General features: G+C 69.2%; 9 protein-coding genes and 1 pseudogene. 5 read left to right on the forward strand and 5 right to left on the reverse strand.

Annotated features, from left to right (window positions below; all coding sequences use genetic code 11):
• A partial coding sequence (locus ACRDPN_RS01460; RefSeq protein ID WP_431445551.1) for a hypothetical protein occupies positions 1-339 on the forward strand: 339 nt, incomplete at its 5' end.
• 32 nt (positions 340-371) lie between these two features.
• The gene (locus ACRDPN_RS01465) at positions 372-527 is read left to right on the forward strand and encodes a hypothetical protein (protein WP_431445552.1); all 156 of its coding nucleotides are present in this window, start codon (positions 372-374) and stop codon (positions 525-527) included.
• On the opposite strand, the gene ACRDPN_RS01470 is transcribed toward ACRDPN_RS01465, so the two are convergent.
• Positions 524-1,147 (reverse strand): TetR/AcrR family transcriptional regulator, encoded by a 624-nt coding sequence (locus ACRDPN_RS01470; protein ID WP_431445553.1) that lies wholly within the window; start codon positions 1,145-1,147, stop codon positions 524-526. The genes ACRDPN_RS01465 and ACRDPN_RS01470 overlap by 4 nt on opposite strands.
• 67 nt (positions 1,148-1,214) lie before the next feature.
• Between ACRDPN_RS01470 and ACRDPN_RS01475 the strand changes: the two genes are divergently transcribed.
• Positions 1,215-2,564, forward strand: coding sequence for a cytochrome P450 (locus tag ACRDPN_RS01475; protein ID WP_431445554.1), 1,350 nt, complete (start codon positions 1,215-1,217; stop codon positions 2,562-2,564).
• Entirely contained in the window at positions 2,561-3,385 is an 825-nt protein-coding gene (locus ACRDPN_RS01480; protein ID WP_431445555.1) for an SDR family oxidoreductase, read from the forward strand. Before ACRDPN_RS01475 ends, ACRDPN_RS01480 begins: the two co-directional genes overlap by 4 nt.
• On the opposite strand, the gene ACRDPN_RS01485 is transcribed toward ACRDPN_RS01480, so the two are convergent.
• The 3 genes from ACRDPN_RS01485 to ACRDPN_RS01495 are packed head-to-tail and all read right to left on the reverse strand — an operon-like array spanning position 3,358 to position 5,284.
• Positions 3,358-3,489 (reverse strand): FitA-like ribbon-helix-helix domain-containing protein, encoded by a 132-nt coding sequence (locus tag ACRDPN_RS01485; protein WP_431445556.1) that lies wholly within the window; start codon positions 3,487-3,489, stop codon positions 3,358-3,360. The genes ACRDPN_RS01480 and ACRDPN_RS01485 overlap by 28 nt on opposite strands.
• Before the next feature lie 56 nt (positions 3,490-3,545).
• Positions 3,546-4,208, reverse strand: coding sequence for a response regulator (locus ACRDPN_RS01490; RefSeq protein WP_431445557.1), 663 nt, complete (start codon positions 4,206-4,208; stop codon positions 3,546-3,548).
• Positions 4,205-5,284 (reverse strand): sensor histidine kinase, encoded by a 1,080-nt coding sequence (locus ACRDPN_RS01495; RefSeq protein ID WP_431445558.1) that lies wholly within the window; start codon positions 5,282-5,284, stop codon positions 4,205-4,207. Before ACRDPN_RS01495 ends, ACRDPN_RS01490 begins: the two co-directional genes overlap by 4 nt.
• Positions 5,285-5,414: 130 nt before the next feature.
• Here ACRDPN_RS01495 and ACRDPN_RS01500 point away from each other — a divergent pair, with 130 nt between their 5' ends.
• Positions 5,415-6,023: a hypothetical protein gene (locus ACRDPN_RS01500; protein WP_431445559.1), complete on the forward strand. Its 609-nt coding sequence runs from the start codon at positions 5,415-5,417 to the stop codon at positions 6,021-6,023.
• 36 nt (positions 6,024-6,059) lie between these two features.
• On the opposite strand, the pseudogene ACRDPN_RS01505 reads toward ACRDPN_RS01500, so the two are convergent.
• Positions 6,060-6,261 (reverse strand): annotated as a pseudogene (locus ACRDPN_RS01505) (ABC transporter permease); the annotation flags it as partial.

Genomic DNA, 6,261 nt, shown 5'->3' on the forward strand with positions numbered 1-6,261 from the left:
ATCGACGCGGTCATGACGCGATTCGGCTTCGTCTCGCCGCCGTGGTACGAGCAGCTCAAGAGCGAGCTCGAGCCCCTGGTGGAGGACACGTCGTCGCTCACGGCGATGTTGCGATCGGCCGGTTACCGGGAGATCGGGGTCACGGTCCGCACCGTAGATACCGGGCTCCGCACACCAGCCGACATCGTCGACTGGCGACTTGGCATGGCACAGCTGGCCGAGTTCGCCGCCGGCTTGCCGGCGCCGCGCCGCGCCGAGGCTCGTCGCGCAGCCGAGCATGCCGTCGCCGGGCTCGGACCCGTGCGCATCGACATCCAGGTGCTCAGCGCTACGGTCTAGCCGCCCGAACCGGCAGGTCGTACTCGCGGCGGATGCTGACCCTGCGCGCGCACCACCACCCGGACGTGAACGCGTACGAGATCCCGAAGGCCGAGCGGCACGTGTACGTCGCTACCTACGGCGAGCCGCCCGACCCACCCGCGACGGCCGCGCTGGTCGACGTCCTCGTGTTGCTCGGCTCCAGCTAGCTGGTTCGTCGCATCAGCGCGACGAGCGAGTCGCTGGCCGTGGTGGCGAGCTCGTCGGGCGACAGGTCGACCTCGCCGAGCAGCCACGAAGCCACCAGCTCCGAAAGGCCGGCGATGAAGATGACGCCTTGGACGTGGTCGCGGGGCGGGGGCCAGGTCGCGTCGCCGAAGAGGGCGCGGGCCTCCGTGGCGACCAGGGTGGCGAAGGAGCCGAGCAGCTCGTGCCGTCGGGCACGGAGCGCCGCGTTCGCGGTCGACTCGATGACGGCGACCCGCATCTTGTCGGGCTCGGCGACCACAAGCTCGACCACCGAGCCGATCGCCGCTCGCACCCGAGCAGCGGGTTCCCCCGAGGTCGCGGCGATCGCGTCGAGGGCCGCCTGCGCAATCTCCTCGCTCACGCTGTCGAGCGCGGCGACAAGCACCTCGTCTCGCGAGGAGAAGCTTTCGTAGAAGTAGCGCTCGGTGAGTCCCGCTTTCGCGCAAACGGCCGTCATCGTGGTGCGCGCCACGCCCGTGGTGGCCAGGAGTGCGATCGCGGCATCGACGAGCTGGGCCCGCCGGGTGGTCGTACGCTCGTCGGCGCTCTTGCCGCCATAGCTGCGCGCACCTTCGGTCACGCCGACATCTTGACAGTCGGCGGGACGCAGGCCAAACTGACAGGGCATCCTGTCAGATAGAGGCCACATGGCGACGATCGCCGCACCACGACCAACCGCGCCGCGCCGCCGACACATCCCGCTCGTCGGACAGACACTCGCGTACTTCCACGATCCGCTACGGACGATGCGCTATCACTACGACACGAACGGACCGGTGTCCGACTACACGTTCGTCGGAGGGCGCTGGACCATGCTGCTGGGTCCCGACGCCTGCGAGACCGCATTGCGCAACGCGGACAAGGCCTTCGCCAATGCCGGCGGGTGGGGCTACCTCATCGGACCCTTCTTCGACCGGGGACTGATGCTGCTCGACTTCGAGGAGCACCATCACCACCGGCGCATCCTGCAGGAGGCGTTCACCCGCGACCGCATCAGCGACTACACGTCGACCCTCGGACCGGCCGTGGAGTCAGGACTCGACGCCTGGTCGCCCCATCCCGACTTCCAGGCCTACCCGGCGCTGAAGGACCTCACCCTCGACCTCGCCACGCAGATCTTCATGGGCCGGGTGGACGTCGCGGACGCCGATGAGATGGCCCGGGTGAACCAGGCGTTCATCGACTGCGTCCAGGCCGGGCTCGGCTTCATCCGTGCACCCCTGCCCGGGACGCGATGGCGGCGCGGCGTGCGCGGACGACGCGAGCTCGAGGAGTTCTTCCGCCGGCACCTCCCGGCTCACCGGGCCGGCGATGGGACCGACCTGTTCTCTGCCCTGTGCCAGATCGAGACCGACGACGGACAACGGCTCAGCGACGACGACGTGGTCAACCACATGATCTTTCTGCTGATGGCGGCCCACGACACGTCGACGATCACCGTCACGACGATGATGCAGAAGCTCGGCCAGCACCCGAAGTGGCAGGAGCGATGCCGCGCGGAGTCGCTGGCGTTGCCGTCTCACCCACGCCTCGACGAGCTGGACGGCCTGACATCCGTCGATCTCGTGATGAAGGAGTGCCTCCGTCTCGTGCCGCCGGTGCCGGGGCTCGCGCGTCAGACCGTCAAGGACACCGAGGTTCTCGGCCGACGCATCCCGGCCGGCCGGCTCGTCTCGATCGGCCTCCACCTCTCGCACCACATGGACGAGCTCTGGACGGATCCGGAGCGTTTCGACCCCGAACGGTTCGCGCAGCAGCGCCGCGAGGACAAGGTGCACCGCTACGCCTGGCAGCCGTTCGGCGGCGGTGTGCACAAGTGCATCGGCCTGTATTTCGGCGGTGTCGAGGTGAAGATGATCGTCCACCAGCTGCTGCGGCGCTTCGAGTGGACGGTCGATCCCGACTACGTCGCTCCGATGAACTACCACTCACTCCCGTTCCCGATGGACGGCCTGCCGATCGATCTCCACCCTCTGAGCGAGAGGTCTGCCGTATGAGCCGCGACATCTCCACCCTGTCGATCGTCGTCACCGGAGGTGCCAGAGGCATCGGCCGCGCCACCGTCGAGCGGTTCGCCCGGCAGGGGGCACGCGTCGCGATCGGCGACCGCGACGCCGACCTCGCCCGATCGGTCGCCGTGGAGATCGGGCACGGCGTCGTGGCCGCCGGACTCGACGTCTCCGACGCGGCCTCCTGGACCGCTTTCCTCGGGGAGGTGTCCTCGATCGGGCCAATCGACGTCCTGATCAACAACGCCGGCATCATGCCGCTCGGCTCGGTTCTCAAGGAGCCCGACGAGGTCGCGAGGCGCATCGTCGACGTGAACCTGCACGGTGTCATCTTCGGCACGAAGGCGGTCGCTCCGGGGATGATCGAGCGCGGTCGCGGGCACATCGTCAACGTAGCGTCCGCCGTCGGACGGCTGGCGGTGGCCGACGGCGCGACCTACTCCGCGTCGAAGTTCGCCGTGGTCGGCTTCACCGAGGCGGCCCGCGCCGAGCTGGAGCCGCAGGGCGTCGACGTGAGCGTCGTGCTGCCCACCATCGTCCAGACCGAGCTCGCTGCCGGCGTTCCGTCAGCACGCGGCATCAAGGCGGTGACGGCCGACGACGTCGCCAAGGTCATCGAGGCGACCGTGCGCCGTCCGCGTCCGGAGATGTGGGTGCCACGGTGGACCCAGGGCATGACGAAGTTCGGGCTCGTCATGCCCCGGTGGTACCAGCGCGGAGTGGCCAAGGCGTTCCGTGCTGACAGCGTGCTCGCCGACGCCGACACCGCCGCCCGCGCGGACTACGAGCGTCGCGCCCGGAAGGCCTGACTCACGCGCACCCCTGCCTCCATGGATCGTCCGTGATGAGCCGCGCGCTCGCGCAGCTTGGCCTTCACCTCGGGATCGAGACTTCGTACGGTCAGCATCGACATCGCCACCACTCCTCGCGTCAATACTGGTTTTCGTGCATGCAATGCATGCAGAAGATTCAGGCGGGGTCGCCGGGGCGCACGATGCCGGCCTCGTACGAGAACACGACGGCCTGGATCCGGTCGCGCGCGCCGATCTTGTCGAGTGTGTGGGCGACGTGGCTCTTGACCGTCGTCTCGCCGAGATGCAGGTGCCGGGCGATCTCGCCGTTCGAGAGTCCGCGCGCGAGCAGTCCGAGTACCTCCCGCTCGCGCGCGGTGAGGCGGGCGAGCTGCTTCTCGGTGGCCGGTGATCTGTTCGTGCGTCCGCGCACATGCTCCTCGACCAGACGCACGGTGAGCCGGGGGTCGAGCAGTGCACCGCCGTCTGCGGCGGTCCGCACGGCGTGCAGCAGGTGCTGACGCGGCGACGACTTCAGCAGGAAGCCGCTGGCACCGGCCTTCAACGCCTCCACGACGTACTCGTCGAGGTCGAACGTGGTGAGCACCAGGACGCGGCAGTCTCCTCCGGACGTCACGCGTCGCGTCGCCTCCAACCCGTCGACACCCGGCATCCGGATGTCCATGAGTACGACATCCGGTCGCAGCGTCGCCGCTGCCCGGACGGCCTCCTCGCCGTCGGATGCCTCGCCGATGACCTCCATGTCCGGCTGCGAGTCCAGGATGAGGCTCAGACCGTCCCGGATGAGGGCCTGGTCGTCGGCGATCAGCACATTGATCATGACGCCGGAACCTCCAGCCTGATCCGAAAGCCGTCGCCGTCCGGGCCGGCCTCGAGGCTGCCGCCGTACAGGCCGGCGCGCTCCTTCATGCCGATCAGGCCGTGTCCGGCGCCGCCTGATCCGTGCCGACGCGGGCCGTCGTCGGCGACCACGACCTCGGCGCGACTCTCCGCCGTGGCGACATCGACCCGTACCTGTCTGGCGAGGGAATGCTTCGCCGCATTGGTGAGGGCTTCCTGGACGACGCGGTAGATCGTCAGCTGCACGCCCGTCGACAGCGACGAGAGGTCGCCGCGGGTCGTGAGCTCGACCTGCCTGCCACTGTCCTCGAACTGCCGCACCAGGGACGGGAGCTCGGCGAGCATGGGCTGTGGTTCACGGCCGTTGGCCTGGTCGCCGGCTCGCAACAGACCCAGCAGCAGCGTGAGCTCACCGATGGCCTCGCGGCCGGTCTCCTGCACCTTGCCGAGCGACCTCCGCGCGGCTCCCGGATCGGAGTCGAGGAGCTCGTCCGCCGCCTCCGCCTGCATCACCATGACGCCCAGCCCGTGCGCGACGACGTCGTGCAGCTCACGGGCGATGCGGCCGCGTTCGTCCGAGACGGCGGCGCGGACGCGCGTCTTCGTGTCGACGGCCTGACGTCCGGATCGAAGACGGACGACCAGACCGGCCAAGGCCGCGCCCCCGCCGTAGACCATCGGGTACACCCACTCGAACCATGCGATCGGCTGCGTGAGGCTGACCGCGATGAGTGCCGTCGTCATCAACGTGAACGCGACCGCAGCCGTCCACGGGCGGCATTCCCGGGCCACCGTGTAGCCCATGACCAGCAGAAGCGCGAGGAAACCCGCGAAGGGTGGGACCGGGTCGATCGCCAGCGCGTAGGCCACCGCGGCACCGGCGACCACGGTGGTGACCGGCAGCGGCCACGTCTGGCGGACCAGGACCGGCATCGTCATGGCGAGCGTGAGCAGCGCGGCGACCTCGGGATGCAGGGGCGGATCCGACACGAGCTGGACGAAGCCGAGCGCCACCAGCGTCCCGGCGATCAGCACGTCCACCTGCTTGATCGGCATGCTTCGCACTCTATGTCCGCGGCGGCGGCCAGGCGTCCTGCTCGCGGAGGACACACTTCATCCCGTGAGAGGTGCCGCGACGAGGGCCGGCGTTCCTAGCGTGGGTGCTCCCCATCCGAGAGGAACAACCATGAACTTCCGTCCCGCCGCCCTCGCCGCAGGGCCAGTCACCGTGCTGAGCCTCGTGCTGCTGGTGCTCACATTCGCCGTCGAGGGCTTCGAGTCCGACTTGGCGATCGCGGAGTCACCCATCGCGATCGCGGCCTCCGTGTGTGCGATGGCCGGCCTGATGCTGCTGGCCTTCGCGCTGTTCCGCTTCATGAACGAGCTCCCGTCGCTCCGCGAGGGTCTGGGGCTGGTCGGCTCGAACCTCGCGATGGTCGGGACGCTGCTTTCCGTCGGCGGCGCCTGGAGCATGGTGTTCGTGCTGCCCGGACTCGCCGGGATGGAGGCCGGCCGGGAGATCGCCAGCTCGGGCATCCCGCTCGTTCAGGCCGGCTTCATCGCCTCGTTCATCATCCTTGCGATCGGCTGGCTTCTGACGGCTGTGAGCCTGGTTCGCAGCGACGCGGTCCCGCGTTGGACCGCCATCCTGCTCCTGGTCGGCGCGCTGATCTGCATCCTCCCGCTACCCTCACGGTTCTTCGTCATCGCGATCGCGGTGTCGGTTATCGAGTGGAATGCCCTCGGCCGTCAGGACTCACGACGCGATCGACAGGTGCCCGTCGGCGCGAGCTGAACGGGGGCGACCGTTCGACCGAATCGCGGCCTGCCGTCAGTCGCGCGAGCGACGGCGGTAGGCCGCGAGGGCGAGCGGGGCGAAGATCGCGGTCAGCAGGATCGACCAGACGATCGACGCCTCCACAGCGTGCTGCAACGGCCAGGCCGCATCGGCGGCGACAGGGCCGGCGTTCCCCCAGAGCTCACGACAGGCCTGTGTGAGGGCTGACACCGGGTTCCACTCGGCGATGAAGCGC

The organism is Aeromicrobium sp., assembly GCF_050700635.1.
GTDB lineage: Bacteria > Actinomycetota > Actinomycetes > Propionibacteriales > Nocardioidaceae > Aeromicrobium.

Bases quoted from the DNA above. Each gene is read 5' to 3' on its own strand.
- ACRDPN_RS01465 (WP_431445552.1), top strand. From the start codon at position 372: ATGCTGACCCTGCGCGCGCACCACCACCCGGACGTGAACGCGTACGAG.
- ACRDPN_RS01475 (WP_431445554.1), top strand. From the start codon at position 1,215: ATGGCGACGATCGCCGCACCACGACCAACCGCGCCGCGCCGCCGACAC.
- ACRDPN_RS01480 (WP_431445555.1), top strand. From the start codon at position 2,561: ATGAGCCGCGACATCTCCACCCTGTCGATCGTCGTCACCGGAGGTGCC.
- ACRDPN_RS01485 (WP_431445556.1), bottom strand. From the start codon at position 3,489: ATGTCGATGCTGACCGTACGAAGTCTCGATCCCGAGGTGAAGGCCAAG.
- ACRDPN_RS01490 (WP_431445557.1), bottom strand. From the start codon at position 4,208: ATGATCAATGTGCTGATCGCCGACGACCAGGCCCTCATCCGGGACGGT.
- ACRDPN_RS01495 (WP_431445558.1), bottom strand. From the start codon at position 5,284: ATGCCGATCAAGCAGGTGGACGTGCTGATCGCCGGGACGCTGGTGGCG.
- ACRDPN_RS01500 (WP_431445559.1), top strand. From the start codon at position 5,415: ATGAACTTCCGTCCCGCCGCCCTCGCCGCAGGGCCAGTCACCGTGCTG.